We start from the raw sequence: 22,997 nt of genomic DNA on the forward strand, positions 1-22,997 counted from the left end.
CAGCCTCGGACATGCCGCCCCAAATGCCGTAGGGCTCGCCGACGGTCAGGGCGTGCTCGCGGCAGGCCTGGATCACGGGGCAGGCCTCGCACAGCTGCTTCGCGCGATCGGCGCGGCTGGCGCGGGCACGGCCGCGTTCTCCCTCCGGATGGAAGAAGACCGACGAATCAGTACCTCGGCAGACGCCATTCTGCTGCCATTCCCAGTCGTCGGCCAAGGGGATCGGTAGTGCGCGTGGTCGGCTCATCGCATCTCCGTTCTCAAGTCTATGGGGCGCTAGGTGCCCTGGGGTGCCCTTCGGGGGCAGTGTCCAGCCAGGTTCTTCGAGTAGATCTGACGTAACAAATATTCACTCTAGGTAGTCGCGAAATCATGTGTCAAACAGATCCTGTTCAATCTGGCGGGGCCCCGGGCGACGTTTATTACCCGCGAGTAGGGTTCGGTGCCGCAGCCTGACACAGGTACATGCAGGTTGATATGGTTATTGAACGCTTGTCTGGGGTGGCATCCGCAGCGTCGTCGGCGGCGCGGATAATCTTGCGTTGTGTACTGGACCACTGATGGTGATTTGCCCGACGAGGCCGCCCGGGCTTTGCGCTCCGCGGCCTTCGGGCCGCTGCGCGGCGAGGGGCGAGTGGTGCTGCCCGCGGCCCGGTGCGGACGCGAATTGTGGTGGCGCGCAGTTGCGCACGGCGGTCTCGGCTACTACGCCCGGGCAGAGGCGGACCTCGGCAGGCTCCGCGCCGTGGCGCGCCGGGGTGGGGGTGGGCCCTGTGCCTCCCTGGAGGCCAGCACCCGGGCCTCGCTGCTGCGGCAGATGGGGCGGCATGGGCTGGCCGCGGAGCATGACGGCCGGGCGCTCGCCCTCGCCGGCCCGGCGAATCTGACCGCGATCGGAATGCTGCAGGCCCGGGCCGACGCGCTGACTGGGCTCGCGGCGGATTCGCTGGGCCGGGCAGGCCATCGGACGGCCAGCCGGCTGCTCGAGGCCTGTGCCGAGGAGTTGGGGGGGCCCCCCAGTGGGCCGGGGGATCCGCTGTGGCGGGCTCGCCTGCGGCTGCTGTGGGTGCGGGCGGAGACGGCGATGGCCGCCGGCGATGCGGAGACCGCGCTGGCGAACGCTGACGCGGCGCGTGCATATGCGGAATCGGTGGACTCGGAACGGCACCAGGTGAAGACGTTGCTCATCGGGGCCGCGGCCGCCGCCGTCTCGGGGCAGGCGGCGCTGTCGGCGCAGCGGGCCGACGAGGTGCTGGAGTGGGCTGGGCGTGCCAGACTGCTGCCGCTGCGCTGGGCCGCCTGCATGCTCCTGCAGGGGGTAGCGCCAAGCGAGGGGGTTGCCGGGGAGCTCGCGCGGTGCGAGGCGGAGCTGCAGTGTCGTGGCGGTCACCCTGACTGAGGTTCGTGGCTAACGTCACAATATTGCCCTGCCTCTGCAAGTTTGCATGACCATGCATCATCCGTACCGTGGTGGAAGTGAAATGCGAATCTGGACTGCGAGCGCGTAAGAAGGCGGCCACCCGCGGGGCGCTCAGCGACGCGGCGGCGCGTCTTGCGCGGGACCACGGCCTGGAGGCGGTCACGGTCGAGGCCATCGCGGAGGCGGCTGGCGTCTCCACCCGCACCTTCCACAACTACTTCTCCTCCAAGGAGGAGGCGATGGTGGCGTATGGGGAGCGCATCGCGCAGCAGTGGGCGGACGCGCTGCTTGCTCGTCCCGCCGACGAGCAGATCTGGGATTCCCTGGAGGCAGTGCTAAGGGCGTCTTTCCAGGGGGCTGACGACGTTATTGCGGGTTCCCGCGCCACCGTCGAGGCCATCAACGCCAACCCGTTGCTCCTGGCGCGCAAGGTGGACCTGGAGGCGTGGGCGCAGGACCTGCTGTGCCGGGCCATCGCAGAGCGCACCGGCACCAATGCCGACACCGATCTCTATCCGCGGTTGGTGAACCTCACGGCATGCAGCGCCGGCCGGGCCGCGGCCGAACTATGGGCCAGCGGCAATGCGGGCGACCGCAGCCTGGACACGCTCATCCGAGACGGCCTGGCGCAAGTGCGCGCCGGGTTGCCGGACCCCTCAGCAACGACAGGACAGGACAGCTAATGGCCACCTATCTATACCGACTTGGCAAGTTCGCCTATCGGAAGAAGTTCGCCGTGCTCGGCGCCTGGCTGCTGCTGCTGGTGCTCGCGGGCGTGGGGGCCTTGACTCTCGCTGGGCCGTCGGTGAACTCCTTCTCGATCCCCGGCACGCAGGGCCAGCAGGCCCAGGACCTCATCGCCGAGCGCTTCCCCGCCCAGGCGGGCGGCGACCCGATGAGCTCGCTCAGTGCCCGCTACGTCTTCGCGGCGCCCGAGGGGCAGACCCTCGACACGCCCGAGAATCAGGCTGCCATGGACAAGGTCCTCGCCACGGCGCACGACGTGCAGGTGGCGACGGACGAGAAGGCTGCGCAGAAGGCTGAAGAAGACGGCCTCACCGCGCCCGCTGCGACGGCGACGGACGCCATGCTGCCGAACCCCGTTGTGGCCGACAGCGCCATGCGCGCAGGCGCGACGACCAAGGCCGAGGAGGGCGGCACCTCGGTGGACACGGCCCTAGCGAACGTCGCGGCGATGTCCCCGCTGAGTCCGGACAAGACTGTCGGCTACGCGGACGTGCCCATCGCGGGCGGCATCGCCGATCTGACCCCGGAGTTGCGTGCGGCGCTCGATGGCGCCGCCCAGGAGGGCCGGGACGCGGGACTGCGCGTGGAGGCCAGCGGCACCGCCATGGCGGATTCCGCAGCGCCCGGCGGCTCGGCCGAGCTGATCGGCATCGCCGTGGCCGCTGTCGTCCTCATGATCACGTTTGGCTCGCTCGTCGCGGCCGGGCTGCCCCTGATCACCGCGATCATCGGCATCGCGATCGGCAGCTCGCTGATCACGGCGGCCTCCGGGTTCATGGACCTGAGCTCGATGACGCCGATCCTGGCGGTGATGATCGGTCTGGCGGTCGCCATCGACTACGCGCTGTTCATCGTCTCGCGCTTTAAGCAGGAGCTCGCCGACATGGGGGATCGAGACGGTCCCGAGGACCGCGCCGAGGCTGCGGGACGCGCCGTCGGCACCGCCGGCTCCGCCGTGGTGTTCGCCGGACTGACCGTCGTCATCGCCCTGGTGGCGCTGCGGGTGGTCGGCATCCCGTTCCTGTCCGACATGGGCACCGCGGCCGCGTTGACGGTGCTGATCGCGGTCCTGATCGCGCTGACCCTGCTGCCCGCGATCCTGGGGATGTTCGGCAAGAAGGCGTTCGCAGGCAAGATTCCGGGTCTCTCGCGCACACAGAAGGCGGGCGCCGAGACTCGCTCCATCCGGTACGCGCGTCAGCTGGTGCGCCGCCCCGCGGTGTTCCTGATTAGCGGCGTCGTGCTGCTGGGCGTGCTGGCGTTGCCGGTCGCCGGGCTCAAGCTCGCGCTGCCCAGCGAGAGCACCGGAGACCCCGCGACGAGCTCGCGGCAAGCCTACGACCTGGTGGACGATGCCTTCGGCCCCGGCCGCAACGGGCCGCTGGTGGTGGTGGCCGACGCGCAGAACGTGGCCGATGGCCAGCGCACCGCGGCCTTCGACAAGGTCGTCGACACCATCGGCGAGCAGTCCGGAGTGGCGAACGTGCAGTTGCTCCAGGTCAACGAGGCGGGCGACACCGCCCAGATCTTGGTCACGCCCGAGAGCGGCCCGTCCGCCGCCGCGACCACCGACCTGGTGCACAGCCTGCGCGACGCGGAGCCTGCGCTGCAGGCCTCGGGCGGCGTCAGCTTCGGCGTCGCCGGCTACACGGCGATGGAGATCGACATCTCGCAGACCCTGGCGGACGCGTTGGTGCCGTACCTCGCCGTCGTCGTGGGCCTGGCATTCGTGCTGCTGATGCTGGTGTTCCGTTCCATCTTGGTCCCGCTGACCGCGACGCTGGGCTTCCTGTTGAGCGTGCTGGCGACCTTCGGCGCCACAGTCGCGATCTTCCAGAACGGCTGGCTGGGCATCATCAGCAACCCGATGCCGATCGTCAGCTTCATGCCGGTCTTCCTCATCGGCGTGGTGTTCGGCCTGGCGATGGACTACCAGGTGTTCATGGTCTCGCGGATGCGCGAGGACTACGTGCACGGCGCGTCGGCGAAGGATGCGGTGGTCAGCGGCTTCGGCCATGGCGCCCGCGTGGTCACGGCGGCCGCGGTGATCATGATGGCCGTCTTCTCCGCCTTCATGGGCGAGGACGACACGTTCATCCAAATGATGGGCTTCGCGCTGGCCGCGGCGGTGCTGTTCGACGCGTTCGTGGTCCGCATGCTGATTATCCCGGCGGCCATGGCGCTGCTCGGGGACAAGGCCTGGTGGCTGCCGAAGTGGCTGGACAAGATCCTGCCGAACGTGGACATCGAGGGTTCTAAGCTGACCGCCCAGATTGAGCAGTCGAGCCGCGAGAGCCTTGGGGAAGAGAACCTGGTCAAGACCTCGTAGGTGTAGTGCCGGCAACGGGGGCCTTCGCATGGGTGAACAGTTTCCCAGCTAAGCGCGGGAACAGTTCGGTTAGCGCGGACCCTGCCGATATGGTGGTGTGGACCTGCTACAGAATCCGCGTGCTCGCGCCGACCCCGGCGCGAGCACATCCAGACTTGGGGGCACTGCGCACGATGTCGGGACCGGACGAGGAGCTTGGCCGCGATGTCGCGGCTGCGGTCAAGGGGGACCGCGCCTCGATCGAGCGACTGCTGGCAGAGGTGCGTCCGCTGGTAGTGCGCTATTGCCGAGCGCGCGTGGGATTTATGGATCGCGGGTTCAGCTCTGCCGACGACGTGGCGCAAGAGGTCTGTCTGGCGGTGCTCACCGCGCTGCCCAGGTATAAGGACCAAGGCAAGCCATTCATCGCATTTGTCTACGGGATTGCCGCCCACAAGGTCGCGGACGCGCATCGCCTGACCGGCCGTAACAAATCGGACTCCACCGCAGATGTACCAGATGAGGTCTCCACCGATGGAGGCCCCGAGCAGCAGTACCTGGACGCGGAATCTCGTGCGCGAGTCGATCGGTTGCTGAGCGAGTTGCCGGACAAGCAGCGAGAGATTGTGGTGTTGAGGTTGATTGTGGGGATGTCCGCGGAGGAGACGGCCATGGCCGTGGGTAGTACCGCGGGGGCTGTGCGTGTGGCGCAGCACCGGGCATTGGCGAAGTTGAGGAGCAACGTGAGCAAGGCGGGTGAGCGTGGTGTTTAACAATCATAGGAACAATGGCGCGGAATCCACGTCGCGCAAGCAGTTGCCCGCTGAGCCCTTCAGCGAGCCGGTGGACCTGTCCGCGGTGACGCAGGACGAGCAGTTGATCAACGCGCTGTTGGGCGACGGCGAGGTGCGCACCTCCTCTGACGACGAGTTCGAGCTCGTCTCCCTGTTCTCCGCCGCACGGCACTCAGTACTTGACGTCCCCATCGGCTTTGAGCTGACTGACGCGCAGATCACCGCGGCGATGGCCCACGGGTCCTCGGCCGGGCACACCCGCACTCGGCGGATTCTGACCTCGCTCGCGGCGGGCGCCGCCTCCGTGGCGATGGTGCTCGGCGGGCTCACGATTGTGGCCAACAACATGGGCGACGCGCCGGGCCAGAGCGATAGCCAAGCCCAGCAGATCGTGTCCGCCTCGATGATCCGCGCCGACCTCGACGAGGTGCAGGATCTCCTGGACAGCGGCGAGGTGGAGCGCGGTATTGAGCTGATCAACTCCACCACCGCCCGGATGGGCCGGCTGGACCGCACCGCAGAATTCGACGAGCTTAACCAGATCCGGGTGCACCTGTGGGCGCGGGCCACGGGCCAGCCCGAGGCCGCGGCGCCCGTGGTGGGCTCCGTGCCGACCGTGCCGAAGGACCTGCCGAGCCAGAGCTCGAAGGCGAAGGCGCCAGCGGCGAATCCCGACGTCGTGATCCCGGAGATCGTGCTGCCGCCCCTGCCGCCCTTGCCGGTGCTGCCGCCGCTCTCGGAGCTGCGCCTGCCGGAGTTCCCCAGCCTGCCCGGACCGCCGGCCGCTCCCACGCCTACACCCACGACGCCCGTGACCCCGACTCCAGAGCCGACCCCAGAGCCGACGGCCCCCACCACGAGCAAGTCTCCCACCACTCCCGCGTCGACCACGATCGTGACGACCGCCCCACAGCCGCAGGGCGACTAGCGTCGGACGGACGTCTCCCAACGACTAAGCCGCCGCAGACCAATGGTCTGCGGCGGCTGTCGTTTGGCTGGCTGTTGTCTAGTCGAGACCGTCGGAGTACAGCGACGCGTCATTCATTGTCGCGTCCGCGAAGCCCCGGCAGTAGTCCCAGGTGACATAGGAGTCCGGCGCGGGATCATAAGCCGGCTCATGGGGGCGCACGGTTCCGTCGACCAGGAGCTGCAGCAGGTTGGCGCGCAGCATGTCCCAGTCATGGAAGTGCTCGTCATGGCAGTCCTCGCAGTGGATAACGAGGCCGCGGACGCCGCGATGCCCAAGCAGCGCCTCATACACGGCGAGGTCGGCGAGGTCCTCCTCGACCGCCATTCGCTCATGCGGGTCGAGAGGCTGCCCCGGCTCCAGGGCGTCGAAGGCCTCGGTGGGGTCGTAGTCGTCTCCCGCGAACGGGTCCGGCGGCAAGCCGGGTGGCAAGTGGTCATGCACAGCGACCACGTTACTTGCACATGCGCGAGGAATGCCACTATGCAGTCTTACTGCGTGGCTGGAGCGTGCGCTGGGACACGTGTGCAAGGCCGCCCCGCCGCCGAGTTTGCCGGGGCCGATACCATGGCGGTCAACTATCGAGAGAGGCCATTTTTCGTATGAGCAATCCGGCCGGGCAGGTTCATTTCGGGGGAGATCGTGGCGACAAGGTCGCCATGTTGGGTTTGACGTTTGACGACGTGTTGCTGCTGCCTGCGGCTTCCGAGGTCGTCCCGAGCAAGGTGGACACCTCGAGCCAGGTGACCCGGGACATCCGTCTGCGGGTGCCGTTGGTGAGCTCTGCGATGGACACCGTGACCGAGAGCCGGATGGCCATCGCCATGGCGCGTGCGGGCGGCATGGGCGTGCTCCACCGCAACATGTCCGCAGAGGCGCAGGCGGGCCAGGTGGAGACCGTCAAGCGGTCCGAGGCGGGCATGGTCACCGACCCCGTCACCTGCAGTCCCACGGACACCCTCGCCGAGGTGGACGAGAAGTGCGCGCGCTTCCGCATCTCCGGCCTGCCTGTGACGGATGCGCAGGGCCAGCTCGTCGGGATCATCACGAACCGCGACATGCGCTTCGAGGTGGACTTCCAGCGCCCCGTGCACGAGATCATGACGACCACGCCGCTGATTACCGCGCGTGAGGGCGTCTCGGCCGAGGCCGCGTTGGGCCTGCTGCGCCGCCACAAGATCGAGAAGCTGCCGATTGTGGACGGCGCGGGCAAGCTCACCGGGCTGATCACGGTCAAGGACTTCGTCAAGACCGAGCAGCACCCGAACGCCACCAAGGACAAGGACGGCCGCCTGCTCGTCGGCGCCGCAGTCGGCGTCGGGGATGACGCCTGGGTTCGGGCGATGGCGCTGACCGACGCCGGGGTTGACGTGCTGGTGGTCGACAGCGCGCACGGCCACTCCCTGTACGTGCTCGAGATGATCACCAAGATCAAGGCCGAGGTCGGCGACCGGGTGCAGATCATCGGCGGCAATATCGCGACCCGTGGCGGCGCGCAGGCGCTGATGGAGGCCGGCGTCGATGCGGTGAAGGTGGGCGTCGGGCCCGGCTCCATCTGCACCACCCGCGTGGTCGCCGGTGTCGGCGCCCCGCAGATCACCGCGATCCTCGAGGCGGTGTCGGTGTGTAAGCCGGCCGGCATCCCCGTCATCGCCGACGGCGGGCTGCAGTTCTCCGGCGACGTCGCGAAGGCCCTCGCGGCTGGCGCCTCGACGACGATGCTCGGCTCGCTCCTGGCCGGCACGGCGGAGTCCCCGGGCGAGCTGGTGCTCGTCGGCGGCAAGCAGTTCAAGAGCTACCGCGGCATGGGCTCGCTGGGCGCGATGCAGACCCGCGGCCAGGGCAAGTCCTACTCCAAGGACCGCTACTTCCAGGACGACGTGCTCTCCGAGGACAAGCTGGTCCCCGAGGGCATCGAGGGCCGGGTGCCGTTCCGCGGCCCCGCGAGCTCGGTCATCCACCAGCTCACCGGCGGACTGCGCGCGGCCATGGGCTACACCGGCGCGCACACGGTCGAGGAGTTGCAGGAGGCGCAGTTCGTGCAGATCACCGCGGCCGGGCTCAAGGAGAGCCACCCGCACGACATCCAGATGACTGTCGAAGCGCCGAACTACTACACCCGGTAAAGCGATAGATTTCGGGCGTTAGATCTATTGGGGCGCCGCGCCAGACCGGGCGCGGCGCCCAAACTCGGGCGGCGTGAGCTGCCGTGGACAAGGAAGGGACGCGCATGCGCGATCTCGTGGAAATCGGCATGGGCCGCACGGCCCGCCGCACCTATCAGCTGGGCGACGTCGACATCGTGCCGTCGCGCCGCACCCGGTCCTCGAAGGAGGTGTCCACCACGTGGCAGCTCGACGCCTACCGCTTCGACATCCCCGTCCTGGCGCACCCGACGGACGCGCTGGTCTCGCCCGAGTTCGCCATTGAGCTGGGCCGTCTCGGCGGGCTCGGCGTCATCAACGGCGAGGGCCTGTGGGGCCGCCACCGCGATGTCGAGAGCAAGATTGCCCAGGTCATCGAGCTGGCAGAGTCGGACGCAGACGTCGTGGAGGCCACCCGGCTGCTCCAGCGCCTGCACGCCGCGCCGATCGACCCGGAGCTCCTGGCCGAGGCTGTGGGCAAGGTTCGCGACTCTGGCGTGACCACCGCGGTGCGCGTGAGCCCACAGAACGCGGCCACGCTGACGCCGTACCTGCTCCAGGCTGGCATCGACCTGCTGGTGGTGCACGGCACGATCATCTCCGCGGAGCACGTCACCGGCGACGGCTCGCCGCTGAACTTGAAGACGTTCATCTCCGAGCTCGACGTGCCCGTCGTCGCCGGCGGCGTCAGCGACCACCGCACCGCGCTGCACCTGATGCGCACCGGCGCGGCGGGCGTCATCGTCGGTTACGGCTCCGCGGAGGGCGTCACCACCACCGGTGAGGTGCTCGGCATCGGTGTCCCGATGGCCACCGCCATCGCCGACGCGGCCGCGGCCCGCCGCGACTACCTGGATGAGACCGGCGGCCGCTACGTGCACGTGATCGCCGACGGCGATATCCACACCTCCGGCGACCTCGCCAAGGCCATCGCCTGCGGCGCCGACGCCGCAGTGCTCGGCACGCCGTTGTCCGTCGCGAGCGAGGCGCCCGGCGGTGGCTGGTACTGGCCGTCGGTGGCCGCGCACCCGTCGATGCCCCGCGGCGCGCTTGCCCCGGTCATCTTCGGCGACCGCCCCAGCCTGGATCAGGTCCTGAACGGCCCGTCGGACGATCCCTTCGGCTCGCTGAACCTCGTCGGCGGCCTGCGCCGGTCGATGGCGAAGTCCGGTTACTCGGACCTCAAGGAGTTCCAGCGCGTGGGGCTGAGCGTTCAGGGCTAGGGCGTGCAGGCTAGGCCCTCTGGCTTTTCGCGAGTGTGCCCCCGGATCTCAATCCGGGGGCACACTTGTCTCCACCGGCAGCGGCGAGCGATAAGTATCTGATACCCACGGTGGCAGATACGCTAGTGTCATGGGACTAACGTGACCGCGCAGCGCATCCTGAATGTTGCCGGTCAGTATTTTTCGCGCGATGGAGGTGTCCCATGGGGGAGCAAGCAGTCGATTACGACGTCCTGGTCATTGGCTCGGGATTCGGCGGTAGCGTCTCCGCGCTGCGGTTGACCGAGAAGGGCTACCGCGTGGGCGTGCTCGAGGCCGGCCCCCGCTATGAGGACCACGAGTTCGCGAGGAACAGCTGGGACCTGCGTAAATTTCTGTGGGCGCCCAAGCTCGGCTGCTTCGGCGTGCAGCGCGTGCACCTGCTCCGCGACTGCCTCATCCTGGCGGGCGCGGGCGTCGGCGGCGGCTCGCTGAACTACGCGAACACCCTCTATAAGCCGCCGGCGGCGTTCTTCGAGGACGAGCAGTGGGCGCACATCTCCGACTGGGAGGATGAGCTCACCCCGTACTACGAGCAGGGCCGCCGGATGCTGGGCGTCGTGCAGAACCCGACGATGACCGCCGCCGATGAGATCGTCAAGCAGGTCGCCGAGGACATGGGCGTCGGGGAAACCTTCGTGATGACCCCGGTCGGCGTGTTCTTCGGCGAGCCGGGCAAGACGGAGGCGGACCCGTACTTCGGCGGCGTCGGCCCGGACCGCACGGGCTGTATCGAGTGCGGCGAGTGCATGACCGGCTGCCGACATGGCGCGAAGAACACCCTCGTCAAGAACTACCTGGGCCTGGCCGAGCGTGCCGGCGCGGAGATCCACCCGATGACGACCGTCACGGACGTGCGCCAGCTGGGCGACGGCACCTGGGAGCTGAGCACTGAGCGCACCGGCGCGTGGCGGCGCAAGCACCCGCGTACGTTCACCGCGAACCACGTCATCCTGGCCGCCGGCACCTGGGGCACGCAGAACCTGCTGCACAAGATGAAGGACGAGCAGACGCTGCCGAAGCTCTCGAGCCGCCTCGGGCTGCTCACCCGCACGAACTCCGAGTCCATCGTGGGCGCCGGCAAGTTCAAGGTCGACCCTGCCATGGACCTCACGCACGGTGTCGCCATCACCTCCTCGTTCCACCCCACCGCGGACACGCACATCGAGCCGGTCCGCTACGGCAAGGGCTCCAATGCCATGGGCCTGCTGCAGACGCTGATGACCGACGGCGGCGGCCGCGTACCGCGCTGGCTCAAGCTGCTGCTGCTGATCATCCGGCGGCCGGGGGACACCTTCCGGATGTTGAACACCCGGCACTGGAGTGAGCGCACCATCATCGCGTTGGTGATGCAGAACCTCGACAACTCGATCACCACCTTCACGAAGAAGGGGCTGTTCGGCCGCAAGATCTCCAGCAAGCAGGGGCATGGCGAGCCGAACCCGTCGTGGATCCCCGCGGGCAACGACGCGACCCGGCGGATCGCGAAGAAGATCGACGGCATCGCCGGCGGGACGTGGGGCGAGATCTTCAACATCCCGCTGACCGCGCACTTCCTCGGGGGCGCGGTGATCGGCGACAGCCCGGCGACCGGCGTGATCGACCCGTACCACCGCGTTTACGGCTACCCCACGATGAGCGTCGTGGACGGGGCCGCGGTGTCCGCGAATCTGGGCGTGAACCCGTCGTTGACCATCACCGCACAGGCCGAGCGGGCCGCCGCGATGTGGCCGAACAAGGGCGAGCAGGACACCCGGCCGGCGCAGGGCCAGCCGTACACCCGGATCCAGCCGGTCAAGCCCGTGAAGCCGTTCGTTCCCGCCTCCGCGGCCGGCGCGCTGAAGCTGCCGATCGTCGACATCACGACGGGGCCGAGAAAGGCCAGCTAACTCCCCACGCCCCACCCAGCCCGAGTTCGCTCCACCTGTTCGAGTCCGCCTGCCGTGCACGGTCAGCCGACTCGAACAGGTGGAGCGAACTGGCGCGGGTGCGGTCGGGGAGAAGGCGATGTGACCGTTGCTGCCGCGCCTCCATGTCCTGCCGGCTGGATCGGATTACCGTGGAGGGCGGTATTCGACACTGAACTCTCCGGGAGTGCGGCGATGAGGACTTATCAACTCGACAACCATGAGCGGATCACCGTTCTCTACGCCGATCCGCTGTATCTGGATGTGGAAGTGGAGTTCCCGCCGGGCGGGTCCGCGCCGCCTCGGCACGTGCATCCCGCGCAGAGCGTGCACTTCGAGTTGCTCGAGGGCTCGATGCACCTGACGGTGGACAACGACGAGACGGTGGTCCACGCTGGCGGCCTCATCGACATCGACGCCGGCGTCTCGCATCGGTTGTGGAATCCGGACTCGGGGCCTGCCCGCGCGATTTGGCGCACCACGCCGGCCGGGCGCACGGAGGAGTGGTTCGAGACGATGAGCGAGATGCCGCGGCGGCACGGGAGGCGGGATCTGGCTGCCTACCTGGTGGCGCTGAACGAGTACGACGACGTCTACCGCTATGACCTGCGGCCGCAGCTGTTCGCGAAATGGGCGATCTCGTGGATGAGCCCCGTCTTCCGGTTGTGGGTGTGGGCGCGGCCGACGGTTCTCTAGGCTGTCCCGCATGACGCACCCGATTATGTTCGATGACGCCGACCCCGTCCTGGCCCGAGTGCGTGAGCTCGCCCTCGCACTGCCTGACGCGGCGGAGAAGATCTCGCACGGCCGGCCGAATTTCCACACCAAGAAGGTGTTCGCCCTCTACGGCGGCGGCACCAAAGGCGGCCACAACCGCTACAACCAGTCGCTGATCATCAAGGCCGACCCTGACGAGCTGCCGGGGCTCAAGGCCGATCCGCGCTTCTTCGAGCCGGCGTACTGGGGGCCGTCGGGCTGGATGGGGCTGGACCTGACGGCCGCGCTGGCGGACGTGGATTCGGTGGACTGGGGCGAGGTCGCGGAGCTGCTGGACATGTCGTATCGGAACACCGCGACGAAGACGTTGATCCGGCGACTGGACGCCGACCAGTAGGCCGCAGACCGAGCGCCGTAGACTGGCCGCCGTGTCTGATACCGCCAACACCGCCCCCACCAGGCCCGTTCTCGTCATCGACTTCGGCGCGCAGTATGCGCAGCTGATCGCCCGACGGGTCCGTGAGGCCAACGTCTTCTCCGAGGTCATTCCCCACACCATGACAGTGGCGGAGATTGCCGCGAAAAACCCACTGGCAGTGGTGCTTTCGGGTGGCCCCGCCAGCGTGTACGCGGAGGACGCGCCCGGCTTGGACCCGGCGCTGTTCGACCTCGATATCCCCGTGTTCGGCATTTGCTACGGCTTCCAGGCCATGGCGCGCGCGCTCGGCGGCACGGTCGATGAGACCGGCACCCGCGAGTACGGTCGCACCCAGCTGCAGGTCGTCGGCGGCAGGCTGCACGGCGATATGCCCGAGTCGCACCCTGTCTGGATGAGCCACGGCGACGCGGTCACTGCCGCGCCCGAGGGCTTCACCGTCACGGCCACCAGCGAGGGCGCGCCCGTCGCCGCCTTCGAGAACGTCGAGCGCAAGCTCGCCGGCGTGCAGTACCACCCCGAGGTTCAGCATTCCCCGCATGGCCAGGAGGTGCTGATCCGCTTCCTGCGGGACATTGCCGGCCTGGACATGTCCTGGAACGCGTCGAACATCGCGGAGCAGCTCATCGAGCAGGTCCGCGCGCAGGTCGGCGACGGCCAGGCGATCTGCGGCCTCTCCGGTGGCGTCGACTCCGCCGTCGCGGCCGCCCTCGTGCAGCGCGCGATCGGCGACAAGCTGACCTGTGTGTTCGTCGACCACGGTCTGATGCGCGCGGGTGAGCGCCAGCAGGTCGAGAACGATTTCGTTGCCGCGACCGGTGCCCGCCTGATCACCGTCGACGCGTCGGAGACCTTCCTGCGTGAGCTCGCTGGCGTGTCCGATCCGGAGACCAAGCGCAAGATCATCGGCCGTGAGTTCATCCGCAGCTTCGAGGGCGCGGTGTCCGAGGTGCTGGGTGAGAGTGCGGAAGGATCTGGGGACGCGACTACTGTTGAATTTCTAGTCCAGGGCACCCTGTACCCGGATGTCGTCGAGTCCGGCGGCGGCTCCGGCACCGCGAACATCAAGAGCCACCACAATGTCGGCGGCCTGCCGGAGGACCTGCAGTTCAAGCTGGTCGAGCCGCTGCGTCTGCTGTTCAAGGACGAGGTCCGCGCCGTCGGCCGCGAGCTTGGCCTGCCCGAGGAGATCGTCGGCCGCCAGCCGTTCCCCGGCCCCGGCCTGGCCATCCGCATCGTCGGCGAGGTCACGGCCGACCGCCTCGCGCTGCTGCGCCACGCGGACTCGATCGTCCGCGAGGAACTCACGATCGCCGGGCTGGACAAGGCGATCTGGCAGTGCCCCGTCGTGCTGCTCGCGGATGTCCGCAGCGTCGGCGTGCAGGGCGACGGCCGCACCTACGGCCACCCCATCGTGCTGCGCCCGGTCTCGAGCGAGGACGCGATGACGGCCGACTGGACGCGCCTGCCCTACGACGTGCTCGAGAAGATCTCCACGCGCATCACCAATGAGGTGCCGGACGTGAACCGCGTCGTGCTCGACGTGACCAGCAAGCCGCCGGGCACCATCGAGTGGGAGTAGCCCCGGGCCTGCCTGGGTGAATCTGCGCCTCTGCCCCCTGTTCCAACCGGAACAGGGGGCAGAGGTGTCATGATGCCCGCATGACTCCGCTTGACTCGCTGAATCGGTCGACGACCCCGAAGACCCCGAGCCGTGTCGTGGTTGCCAGGATTCTGCTGGCCCTGACCCTGGTGGCGGCGCTCTCCGTGTCCGTGGCCAATATCGCCGTGGAGGACAAGCTCAATTGGTGGTGGGTGCGGCTGCTGGGGCGGTGGGGCGCCGTCTACCCCTGGATCATTCCGCTGACGGTGGTGGTGCTCGCGGTGGGGCTGGGCCTATCCGCATTGGTAGTTCGACGGTCGCCGCGGCGCGTGTGGGGCGTGGCGGTCTGTATGGCGCTGCTGGTGGTGAGTTATCACCTGTTGTGGATCGTCGCGGAGCTTCAGGTGGTTCCAGATTGGATGTCGCTGAGCACTGTGAGCCGACTGGCGACCGCGCTGATGACGATGTTCGCCGCCGCGGTGTGGTTGTTGGCGACGCGCCGGAAGCCCGTGGCCGCGCTTGCCTCCTTGGCCGGGTTGGGGCTGGGTCTCGGCGCGACCTTCATCATGGACGCGCTGTGGAGCGCGGTGGACGTGGACCTGGGTCCGGGGCCGCGGGGGTGGGCGGCCATCTCGGAGGCGTATTTCTGGCTGGTGGTCATCGCCGTGGCGATCACGGTGTGGCTGGGCGTGTTGGTGGACAAGGTGATTGACGCCAACCGTGCACGGCCAAGCGACTAGCGGCGTCGACGTATCGCCGGCGCGAGCACCAGCGCTAGGCCGGCGATTCCGGCGGCGGCGACGAGGTACCAGCGGCCGTCGACATCGATCATCCATTGGAAGGTGCCAGGGCCGAGCAGCACCCAGCCGCTGATGCCGAGGGCGACCAGGCCCAGGAGCAACAGGGTCGCGGACGGCCGACGGGACTTGGTCGGGTTGTCAGTCACGGCTGACCACCACCTCTCCGATGCTATTGTGCGCGTTGATAGTCAGGACGGGGCCGTCGTCGGTGGGCTGATCGACGTTGCAGTCCGTGCTGCCGATGCCGGTCTCGCACTCGACCCGGACATTCATGCCGTGGGGAACGATGACTTCGACATTGCCGATGCTGGCCACCGCGTCGACGGTCCGGTCGCGGTCCAGGACGACGTCCCGGAGATCGAGGCTCAGTTCCCCGACCCCGACGCGGTATTCGGCCTGCAGCTCGGCGGCGCTCGCCGGGCGGTACTCGCGGGCGCCGACACCGCCGTTGAGGTTGATGTTCTGCCCGACGAGTGAGGACAAGATGATGAACCCGGCCAGTGGCGCCGCCGCGATGAGCAGGCCTTGCCCGGTGTGGCGGACCGCTCCGATGACGAGACCGAGTCCGATGACTCCGAGCGCGGCCGCCGCGATGCGGTCGGGCGTGAGCCACGTGACCCCGAACAGGAGCCAGACCCCGGTGAGAGCTGCGGCGGTCAGCAGCGCCAGACCGAGCACCACGGGGGTGAGCACGCCGCGAGGCTTCGCGGCCACGGGGTCTGCGGGGGCGGGTTCGGGCAGGTCCCACGCGAAGGGTGCGGTCCCCAGCGGGTCCCAGGACGGCGGCTGTTTGACGGGGAAGGGCTTCACAGCGTCGTCCGGCCCGGCGGGACTGCTCGGCTCGGTGGAGTTTTCCGGCGCCCGGGTCTGGGGCCACCAGGCCGGAGACTCGGACGTCGGTTGCGCGAATCCCGTCGGATCCTCTGGCGGCTCCGGCTGGCGCTGGTGCAGCAGCCACAATCCGCCCAGCATCACGACCGCGCTGAGCAGCCCGGCCCCGCCGACGTTGCTGCCGAACGGCGCCGCGGACAGCGCCGCCACGACCAGGAGCACTAGCAGCACGGTCCGCGACGGCCTGAGCTTCGCGGAGTCCTTGCCGAAGAAGCTGTCGTTGGGGAGCTTGCTGCCGTTGTCGGGAAACACCAGCCAGCAGGCGAGGTACAGGGCGATGCCCGCCCCGCCGAAAACCGCGGACACGACAAATGCGATGCGGACGAGCAGCGGGTCGACTTTGTAGCGGTATCCGATGCCCGCCGCGACACCCGCGACCTTGCCGTGTGCCGGCAGCCTGACGGGCCGCGTGCGCCACATGTCCTGGAGTTGCCTCGTAAGGTGACTCGTCTGATCGTTCATGGTTCTATCCTGGCGCTTTGGGCAGCGCAGGACCATCGGGGTTCCCCCCGATCTTTTCGCGGGCGAAGTGCCAGGGGCCGGGGGGAGACCCTGATGCGCGGGGGCGGCGCAACGTGCCACTATCGGGTGGTGACCTCAGCGCCCGAGTATCCGACTCCCGAGCCGCCGCCCCGGCCGGCTTTGGACATCCCGCCATTGGCACGTCGGCGTCATGGCGTCGTCGGCGGAGTCGCGGGCGGGGTCGCGGACCATCTCGGTGTGGCCCCGCTGAAGGTGCGGGTGGCGTTCACGCTGCTCTCGGTGCTCGCCGGCGCGGGGGTCGTGGCCTACGGTCTGCTGTGGATCTTCATGCCGGAGGGTGCGGGAGAAGGCGAGACCTCCGCGACGGAGCGGCTGCAGGCCCGGGGCCTGGCGCTACTGGGGGTCGCGGCGGCGCTCGGCTCGACGTGGGTGGTCAGCGGCGGCGTCGGTTCGGTGATTCTGCCGTTGATCGTGGTCGCGGTGGGCGCGGGGCTGGTGTGGCGGGAGTTCGACGCGGATGGCCCGCGCACCCTGATGGGCTGGCCCAGACAGCCGACGGTGCTGACCTGGGCGCGGGTGGTCGGCGGCGTTAGCCTGGTGGTGCTGGGTCTGGGCGTGGTGGTGATCGCGCGGGTGGACTTCGCGTCCCTGGGATCGTCGCTGTTGGCGGTGGTGGTCGCGCTGGTGGGGGTGGCGCTGCTGTCGGTCCCCATCTGGCTTCGAACTGTGCGCGCGCTCAACGAGGAGCGGGCGGCGCGGGTGCGGACGGAGGCGCGGGAAGAGATCGCGTCGCACTTGCACGATTCGGTGCTGCAGACTCTCGCACTGATCCAGAAGCGGCCGGAGCAGACCCAGGAGGTGCTCCGGCTGGCCCGGTCGCAGGAGCGGGAGTTGCGCAAATGGCTGTTCGGGGAAGTGGGCGGCGAGCATCGCAGCCTCGCCGAGGCCCTGCGCACCGTATGCGGGGAGGTCGAGGACCACCACGGCGTCAGCGTCGAGACGGTCACGGTGGGGGACCTCGAGTTCGGCTCGGCCGGGCCCGGCCCGGACATGATGGCGCTGCTCGGCGCGACCCGTGAGGCCCTGGTCAACGCGGCTAAGCACTCGGGGCAAACACGCGTAGACCTCTACGCCGAGGTCGAGCCCGGTCAGGTGAGCGTGTTCGTCCGCGACCGCGGTGTGGGCTTCGACCCGGCCGCCGTCCAGTCCGACCGGCAGGGCCTGGCCAAATCCGTCCACGGCAGGATGGGCAGGCACGGTGGAACCGCGTCGGTACGGTCGAGCGTGGGCAGTGGGACCGAGAGCAGTGGGACCGAGGTGCGGATGTCGATGCCGCGCGAGACGATGGAGAGGACCGATTTGTGAGCGAGCCATGCCGGCTGTTCCTGGTCGATGATCATGCGGTGTTCCGCGCCGGAGTGCGGGCGGAGCTGGCGGCAGCCGAGGACATGGTGGTCGTCGGGGAGGCGGGCGGCGTCGCCGAGGCCGTCGCCGGGATCCGGGCGACGACGCCGGATGTGGTGCTCCTGGACGTGCACATGCCCGACGGTGGCGGAGTGTCCGTGCTGCGCGGCATCGACCGGGACGTGATCTGCCTGGCCCTGAGCGTCTCGGACGCGGCGGAGGATGTGATTGCGGTGATCCGGGCGGGCGCGCGCGGTTATGTCACCAAGACGATCTCCGGCGCGGACCTGGCGGACGCGGTCCGCCGGGTGGCGGGCGGGGACGCGGTGTTCAGCCCGCGGTTGGCGGGCTTCGTGCTGGACTCCTTCACCGGCCGCTCGCCTGTGCCCGAGCCCGCGCTGGACCCCGAGCTGGACTCGCTGACCCCGCGTGAGCTCGAGGTCCTGCGGCTGCTGGCGCGCGGCTACACATATCGGGAGATCGCGCAGGAGCTGGTGATCTCCATCAAGACGGTGGAAACCCACGCGTCGAATGTGCTGCGCAAAACCCAGCAGTCGAACCGGAACGCGCTGACGAGGTGGGCGAGCCGCCGCCATATCGACTGATCACGGGGTTGATCTCGATCTCACATCATCGAATTTTGCAACACCAGTCACGCGGTAATGCCTGTTGCCGAACTCAATAGGCTATTCCGCCGCGTCGTCGTCGGGGTGTAGCTCTACGGATAGTCCTGCTGCGGGCCTACGTTGCGCGGGCATCCGACGCCCGTATCGCCCTAATCAGGAGCATCGGGCATCGCAAATCCCCCGGTGGACGAGCCTCGAATCGGGTGCCGCCGGAAAAGCCCAGGTGGCGCGAGCAGTGGCGGCCGGTCAGCCTTCGCCAACGGGGGGTCTAGACCGTTCCTCCACAACAATCCCAGGTCAGGTGCCCGCTCCTGAAAATCCAGATGGAGACATTCGGACGTTTCCCCAGGTCGCAGCGAACACGGACCGCTTCTGGCCGCACGAGCGGGCAAAACCCGATCCCCATCGCCTAGATTCCCGGCGAAACGGGCGTCGGATGCCCGCGGAACGTAGGGGCCGGGCAGGACTACCAACTGTGAATCGGCAACAGGCTCGATAGCGTCGGCCGGGCCGCCGACCGGTGGGGGTAATCGATGCGCGGATCTTGGCCAGTTGCCAGAAAGCTCGGATCCGCCTTCCACGCTCGGCGGCTAGAGGAGCAGGGCGAGGACCAACAGCAGTGCGATCACCGCGACGAGGCCCAGGGCTGCCCATGGCAGCCAGGCGTTTGGCGAACGTGTGACCTCGGACGACTTGCGAGGGCCTGCAGACGCATCGGCGGGGATCGACATTGGTTCGGCCCGCGTTGTGCGCCAAGGCAATTGGTCCATAATTGAGGACGGGGACTGTGGGCGGGGGACCTGGCTAAGCGGGGTCGAGTGTACGACGGCGACCAGGCCGCCGACCGTGCTGCCGGGGACGGACTTGCTGCGCTGCCGGATGCCGCCGGCCCGGCGGACCCACACGGGGATCCGGCCGTCGGTGGCCAGCAGCGGCGAGTCCAGGATGATGGCCGGGTCGAGATCGGTCCCTGCGGCGACGGCGGCCAGGCCATCGCGGGCCTCCGCCATACTGGGGCGGCGGCTGGGGTCCGGCTGCAACATGTCTAGTACCACGCCAATCACCGGGTCCTCGCAGCGTGGCGCGATCACCTCGCCGCGAGCGGCCTTGTGCAGCATGGAGACTGGGTCTTCGTCCACCCCGAACGGCGGAAAGCCCTCCAGCGCCGTGTACAGCGCGGCCCCGAGGGAGAACACGTCGCTGGCCGTCGTCGGCTCCTGTCCGCGGGCGACCTCCGGCGAGAAGTAGGCGGGTGTGCCCACGATGACATCCCAGCCGAGCTCGGCGTGATGGCTGTCCGAGGCGGGACGGACGCTGCGGGCGATGCCGAAGTCGCTGATCTTCACAGTGCCCGCGATGGTGCCGCGATCCGCGATCAAGATGTTGCCGGGCTTGATATCCCGGTGCAGAATGCTGTCCCCGTGGGCCTCGACCATGGCGTCCGCGACCTGCGCGCCGATCTGCGCCACCTGCTGCGGGGGCAGGGTCCCCGTCATGTGCAGCACTTGGGCGAGGCTGCACGACGGCAGGTATTCCAGCACGATCCACGGCTCGCCGTGATCCAGCGTGACGTCATGGACTTTTGTGATGTGCTTGTTCTGCAGGTGGGAGGCGATGCGCCCCTCGTGCAGCGCGCGCTTGCGGATGACCTCGGCCGCGGTGGACTCCATCCCGCCCGTGGTCGCGATCTGTTTCAGGGCGACATCGCGCCCGAGGAGGGTGTCATTGGCCAGCCAGACTGTGCCCATCCCGCCGCCGCCGAGCCGGGAGCGCAGACGGTAGCGGCCGGCGATCAGAGAGTCGGGGCCTGCCACCGGCGCGTCTATGTCCGTCGCCGGGGTCTCACCTTGATCTGCCACGCTTCGAGGCTATCGGAGACCGTTAACCTCTCGCCGCAGGGTGCTCTGACCAGCATCGATGGTAGCGACGCAGGGTACGGTTGGAAGCTATGCCGAATGTGAGTGCGGGTTCCGGGGACGAAGTGTTCGGGTGGACGGACCTTACGTACCCAGAGGTGGGCGCAACACGTGGTCCTCTGCCCACCGGATATCACCGGCTTGAGCGGAAACGGCGGATCGGGCAGGGGCCCAGGATTTTCGGAACCGCCACGGAGGTGTTGCTCGGCTGGGACATGCACAGGCGGTCTGGTCTCCGTGTCCGAGCCGATCAGCCTCGGGCAGAGGCCGGCTCGACGGTGGTGCTGGGGCTTCCGCGCGTGCTGCGAGCGGCGGGGGTCGCGGCGGCGCCGTGCCGGGTGGTCTACGTGGTGGACGAGCCCCTGCGCCAGGGCTTCGCCTATGGGACGCTGCTGGGCCACCCCGAATGCGGTGAGGAGTCCTTTGTGATCGAGATGGATCCGGATACCGGTGCGGTCACCGCCCGCATCATCGCGTTCTCCCGGCCAGTCCACTGGCTCGTTCGCCTCGGTGGTCCGTTGGGCCGGGCGGCCCAGTCTGCGATGGCGCGCCGCTATCTCCGCGCGCTTGCGGTTTAAGGTCAACGCCGCACAGTTGGGGGCGTGGTTCTCAGGCCCACCATCGCCGCTACCGGGACGCCCTTCAGCAGCGCTGGCCCTGCTTGATTGTTGAATATTTGGTCCGAACGAGTTTTCGCTTTTTCCCCTCAAACTTGGATCCCGTTGCGGTAAACTTGGATCACGCATTCGGGGGAAAGGAGATTCCAGTGACGCACGACGTACTTTCTCCGGTGCCGCTTCCGCCGTTCGATACCACCACCCCCATCTCCGAAGTCATCGACACCATCAGCGGCTGTGCCCGGCGCCGATCCCGCCTCGCGTGGGAGGAATACGCCCGCATCGAGCACGTCCACACCGTGAGCCTGGATCGTCCGCCGGAGCTCGACACCCGCGTGTTCGACCACTTCGCGAACACCTCCGCACTACTCGGCGCGGTCAACCACATCGACAAAACCCATGCCGACGCCCTCCTCAACGAATCCCTTGCCCTGGTCCGCCGCATCCCGCTGATCGGCCGCTGCCTCTATGACGGCACCATCAACCAACAACAATTCCAACAATTGGTCTCCGCCACCGATCTTGTCGACGGCTGGCCCAGCGCCCCGCACGTCGACAAACAGATCGCGCAAGATCTCTGCGACAACGGGGCCGGCTCCACCCGGAGGCTCCAGGATCTGGCCCGTCGGGCGATCTTCGCCCATGACCCCGACGCGATGCGCCGCCGCGCCGAACGCGCCCTGGCCCGGCGCACCGCCACACTCCGCCCCCGGCCCGATGGGATGGCGCATTTTGGTATCACCGCCGCCGCGGAAGACGGGCAGTTGGCGATGGCCGCGGTCGAAGCACTGATTGCCGCTGCGATCTGCCCCCACGATCCGCGCGAGAAGAACGCCCGCCGCTCCGACGCCGCGATGCAGACGCTCCAAGGGATCGCGGTCATGTGTCAGTGCGAACGTGAGGATTGCGCCGCCACCCCATCGGAAGGCGGTATGAGTGATCAGCATGCCCGGATTGTTGTGCACGTGATCTGCCAGGACGGCACCCTCAACGAGGACGCCGGCCCGGTGATGACGACCCGGGCCCTGGTGACGGCGGCCCCGATGGCGACGGCCCTGGTGATGGAGGGTCGGACGATGGGGCCTCAGACGATGACGGCCCCCGCCCCGACAATGACGATGATGACGGACCGGGCGATTCTGGGCCCCGTGAGTCGGAGCGTTCAGGGTTCCTCGACGGCTATGGCGTGATCACCGCCGACCACGTCCGTGCCATCGCGGCACGGCCTGATGCGATTGTCAGGCCGTTGAACCCAAAGCCGGGGCAGGCGCTGCCGACCCATCAGCCGGGGGACTTGTACCGGTTCTCCGCCGCACTCGACACCTTCATCCGGGCTAGGGACGGTTATTGCGTGTTCCCGGGGTGCAATAAACCAGCGTGGGCGTCGGATCTCGATCATGTGGACGAGTTCAACCACCGCCATCCCGCGGCGGGCGGGCAGACCTGCGCCCGCGATGCCAACACCAAATGCCGCTACCACCATCTGATCAAAACATTCGGGGAGTGGCTCGACGATCAGTTTGTCGATGCCCAGGGCTTTACCCGGGTGACGGTGACCAGCCCGGATGGCATCACGGTCATCGGCCGCGGCCACAACAACGAGGCCCTGTTCCCAGCACTGCGGACGGTGCGGTTCCAGAAACCGCCACCACGCGGACCCACCACCACCACACCGGATGATCTCGACTCTGGTGGTGCTGGTCCGCAGCGTTCCCGCACTAGGACGGCGGACAAGCATGCGCGGCGACGTCGTGCACGCGAGCTCAACCGCCGTTTACGCGAACTCCACGACCTCGGCCCACCAGCCGACGACCGCCGCTAAGCAGGCCGCGGTACGGAGAGGTGTGTCGATCGTGCCTCACCTACAGGTTGACGCATTACCGGCTTATATCGTTTTGGTGTTGGGTTTTCCCAGCTCGACGGCCCGCTAGGGTCGAAGGTGGGAGAGGTCTGGT

Annotated in this window: 22 protein-coding genes; 17 read left to right on the forward strand and 5 right to left on the reverse strand. The window is 68.3% G+C overall.

Features of this window, described 5'->3' with window-relative positions:
- On the reverse strand, positions 1–247 hold a 247-nt coding region (locus TBIF_RS18530; protein WP_024796245.1), incomplete at its 3' end, for a WhiB family transcriptional regulator.
- Positions 248–544: 297 nt separating this feature from the next.
- On the opposite strand from TBIF_RS18530, the gene TBIF_RS18535 reads away from it, so the two are divergent.
- The 5 genes from TBIF_RS18535 (at position 545) to TBIF_RS18555 (ending at position 6,197) form a co-directional block, all read left to right on the forward strand.
- Positions 545–1,399, forward strand: coding sequence for a hypothetical protein (locus tag TBIF_RS18535; RefSeq protein ID WP_051461633.1), 855 nt, complete (start codon positions 545–547; stop codon positions 1,397–1,399).
- 68 nt (positions 1,400–1,467) lie between these two features.
- On the forward strand, positions 1,468–2,103 hold the full coding sequence (locus TBIF_RS18540) for a TetR/AcrR family transcriptional regulator (protein WP_307810580.1): 636 nt from the start codon (positions 1,468–1,470) through the stop codon (positions 2,101–2,103).
- A complete protein-coding gene (locus TBIF_RS18545) occupies positions 2,103–4,496 on the forward strand; it encodes an MMPL family transporter (protein ID WP_024796248.1) in 2,394 nt (797 codons plus the stop codon). Before TBIF_RS18540 ends, TBIF_RS18545 begins: the two co-directional genes overlap by 1 nt.
- A 173-nt stretch (positions 4,497–4,669) precedes the next feature.
- Positions 4,670–5,248: a sigma-70 family RNA polymerase sigma factor gene (locus tag TBIF_RS18550; protein WP_024796249.1), complete on the forward strand. Its 579-nt coding sequence runs from the start codon at positions 4,670–4,672 to the stop codon at positions 5,246–5,248.
- The gene (locus TBIF_RS18555) at positions 5,238–6,197 is read left to right on the forward strand and encodes an anti-sigma-D factor RsdA (RefSeq protein WP_158506369.1); all 960 of its coding nucleotides are present in this window, start codon (positions 5,238–5,240) and stop codon (positions 6,195–6,197) included. The genes TBIF_RS18550 and TBIF_RS18555 overlap by 11 nt, the downstream gene beginning before the upstream one ends.
- 78 nt (positions 6,198–6,275) lie before the next feature.
- Here TBIF_RS18555 and TBIF_RS18560 read toward each other — a convergent pair whose 3' ends face one another.
- Positions 6,276–6,680 carry a DUF5319 domain-containing protein gene (locus TBIF_RS18560; protein ID WP_024796251.1) on the reverse strand — a complete coding sequence of 135 codons (405 nt, stop codon included), beginning with the start codon at positions 6,678–6,680 and terminating at the stop codon, positions 6,276–6,278.
- A gap of 158 nt (positions 6,681–6,838) precedes the next feature.
- Between TBIF_RS18560 and guaB the strand changes: the two genes are divergently transcribed.
- From guaB to TBIF_RS18595, 7 genes are all read left to right on the forward strand, one after another.
- Positions 6,839–8,362, forward strand: coding sequence for an IMP dehydrogenase (gene guaB / locus TBIF_RS18565; RefSeq protein WP_024796252.1), 1,524 nt, complete (start codon positions 6,839–6,841; stop codon positions 8,360–8,362).
- 104 nt (positions 8,363–8,466) lie between these two features.
- The gene (locus TBIF_RS18570) at positions 8,467–9,603 is read left to right on the forward strand and encodes a GuaB3 family IMP dehydrogenase-related protein (RefSeq protein WP_024796253.1); all 1,137 of its coding nucleotides are present in this window, start codon (positions 8,467–8,469) and stop codon (positions 9,601–9,603) included.
- 203 nt (positions 9,604–9,806) lie between these two features.
- Complete coding sequence (locus TBIF_RS18575; protein WP_024796254.1) at positions 9,807–11,531, forward strand: FAD-dependent oxidoreductase; 1,725 nt, start codon at positions 9,807–9,809, stop codon at positions 11,529–11,531.
- Between the two features lie 213 nt (positions 11,532–11,744).
- On the forward strand, positions 11,745–12,245 hold the full coding sequence (locus TBIF_RS24610) for a cupin domain-containing protein (protein ID WP_024796255.1): 501 nt from the start codon (positions 11,745–11,747) through the stop codon (positions 12,243–12,245).
- Between the two features lie 10 nt (positions 12,246–12,255).
- On the forward strand, positions 12,256–12,663 hold the full coding sequence (locus TBIF_RS18585) for an MmcQ/YjbR family DNA-binding protein (protein ID WP_024796256.1): 408 nt from the start codon (positions 12,256–12,258) through the stop codon (positions 12,661–12,663).
- A 31-nt stretch (positions 12,664–12,694) separates the two neighbouring features.
- Positions 12,695–14,284: a glutamine-hydrolyzing GMP synthase gene (gene guaA / locus TBIF_RS18590; protein WP_024796257.1), complete on the forward strand. Its 1,590-nt coding sequence runs from the start codon at positions 12,695–12,697 to the stop codon at positions 14,282–14,284.
- Positions 14,285–14,364: 80 nt separating this feature from the next.
- Positions 14,365–15,045, forward strand: coding sequence for a hypothetical protein (locus TBIF_RS18595; protein WP_024796258.1), 681 nt, complete (start codon positions 14,365–14,367; stop codon positions 15,043–15,045).
- Here the strand turns inward: TBIF_RS18595 and TBIF_RS18600 are convergent.
- A complete protein-coding gene (locus tag TBIF_RS18600) occupies positions 15,042–15,251 on the reverse strand; it encodes a hypothetical protein (RefSeq protein WP_024796259.1) in 210 nt (69 codons plus the stop codon). The genes TBIF_RS18595 and TBIF_RS18600 overlap by 4 nt on opposite strands.
- On the reverse strand, positions 15,244–16,458 hold the full coding sequence (locus TBIF_RS18605) for a PspC domain-containing protein (RefSeq protein ID WP_024796260.1): 1,215 nt from the start codon (positions 16,456–16,458) through the stop codon (positions 15,244–15,246). Before TBIF_RS18605 ends, TBIF_RS18600 begins: the two co-directional genes overlap by 8 nt.
- 93 nt (positions 16,459–16,551) lie before the next feature.
- Between TBIF_RS18605 and TBIF_RS18610 the strand changes: the two genes are divergently transcribed.
- Positions 16,552–17,844 carry an ATP-binding protein gene (locus TBIF_RS18610; RefSeq protein ID WP_084611782.1) on the forward strand — a complete coding sequence of 431 codons (1,293 nt, stop codon included), beginning with the start codon at positions 16,552–16,554 and terminating at the stop codon, positions 17,842–17,844.
- Positions 17,841–18,488: a response regulator gene (locus tag TBIF_RS18615; RefSeq protein WP_024796262.1), complete on the forward strand. Its 648-nt coding sequence runs from the start codon at positions 17,841–17,843 to the stop codon at positions 18,486–18,488. Before TBIF_RS18610 ends, TBIF_RS18615 begins: the two co-directional genes overlap by 4 nt.
- Before the next feature lie 611 nt (positions 18,489–19,099).
- On the opposite strand, the gene TBIF_RS23945 is transcribed toward TBIF_RS18615, so the two are convergent.
- Entirely contained in the window at positions 19,100–20,368 is a 1,269-nt protein-coding gene (locus TBIF_RS23945) for a serine/threonine-protein kinase (protein WP_268746923.1), read from the reverse strand.
- 89 nt (positions 20,369–20,457) lie between these two features.
- Between TBIF_RS23945 and TBIF_RS18625 the strand changes: the two genes are divergently transcribed.
- From TBIF_RS18625 to TBIF_RS23955, 3 genes are all read left to right on the forward strand, one after another.
- Complete coding sequence (locus TBIF_RS18625) at positions 20,458–21,003, forward strand: DUF1990 domain-containing protein (RefSeq protein WP_148302329.1); 546 nt, start codon at positions 20,458–20,460, stop codon at positions 21,001–21,003.
- Between the two features lie 188 nt (positions 21,004–21,191).
- Positions 21,192–22,232: a DUF222 domain-containing protein gene (locus TBIF_RS24615; RefSeq protein WP_051461635.1), complete on the forward strand. Its 1,041-nt coding sequence runs from the start codon at positions 21,192–21,194 to the stop codon at positions 22,230–22,232.
- Between the two features lie 56 nt (positions 22,233–22,288).
- Positions 22,289–22,864 carry a hypothetical protein gene (locus tag TBIF_RS23955; RefSeq protein WP_148302330.1) on the forward strand — a complete coding sequence of 192 codons (576 nt, stop codon included), beginning with the start codon at positions 22,289–22,291 and terminating at the stop codon, positions 22,862–22,864.
- Positions 22,865–22,997: the final 133 nt, after the last annotated feature.

This window comes from Tomitella biformata AHU 1821, from assembly GCF_000524475.1.
Classification (GTDB): domain Bacteria; phylum Actinomycetota; class Actinomycetes; order Mycobacteriales; family Mycobacteriaceae; genus Tomitella; species Tomitella biformata.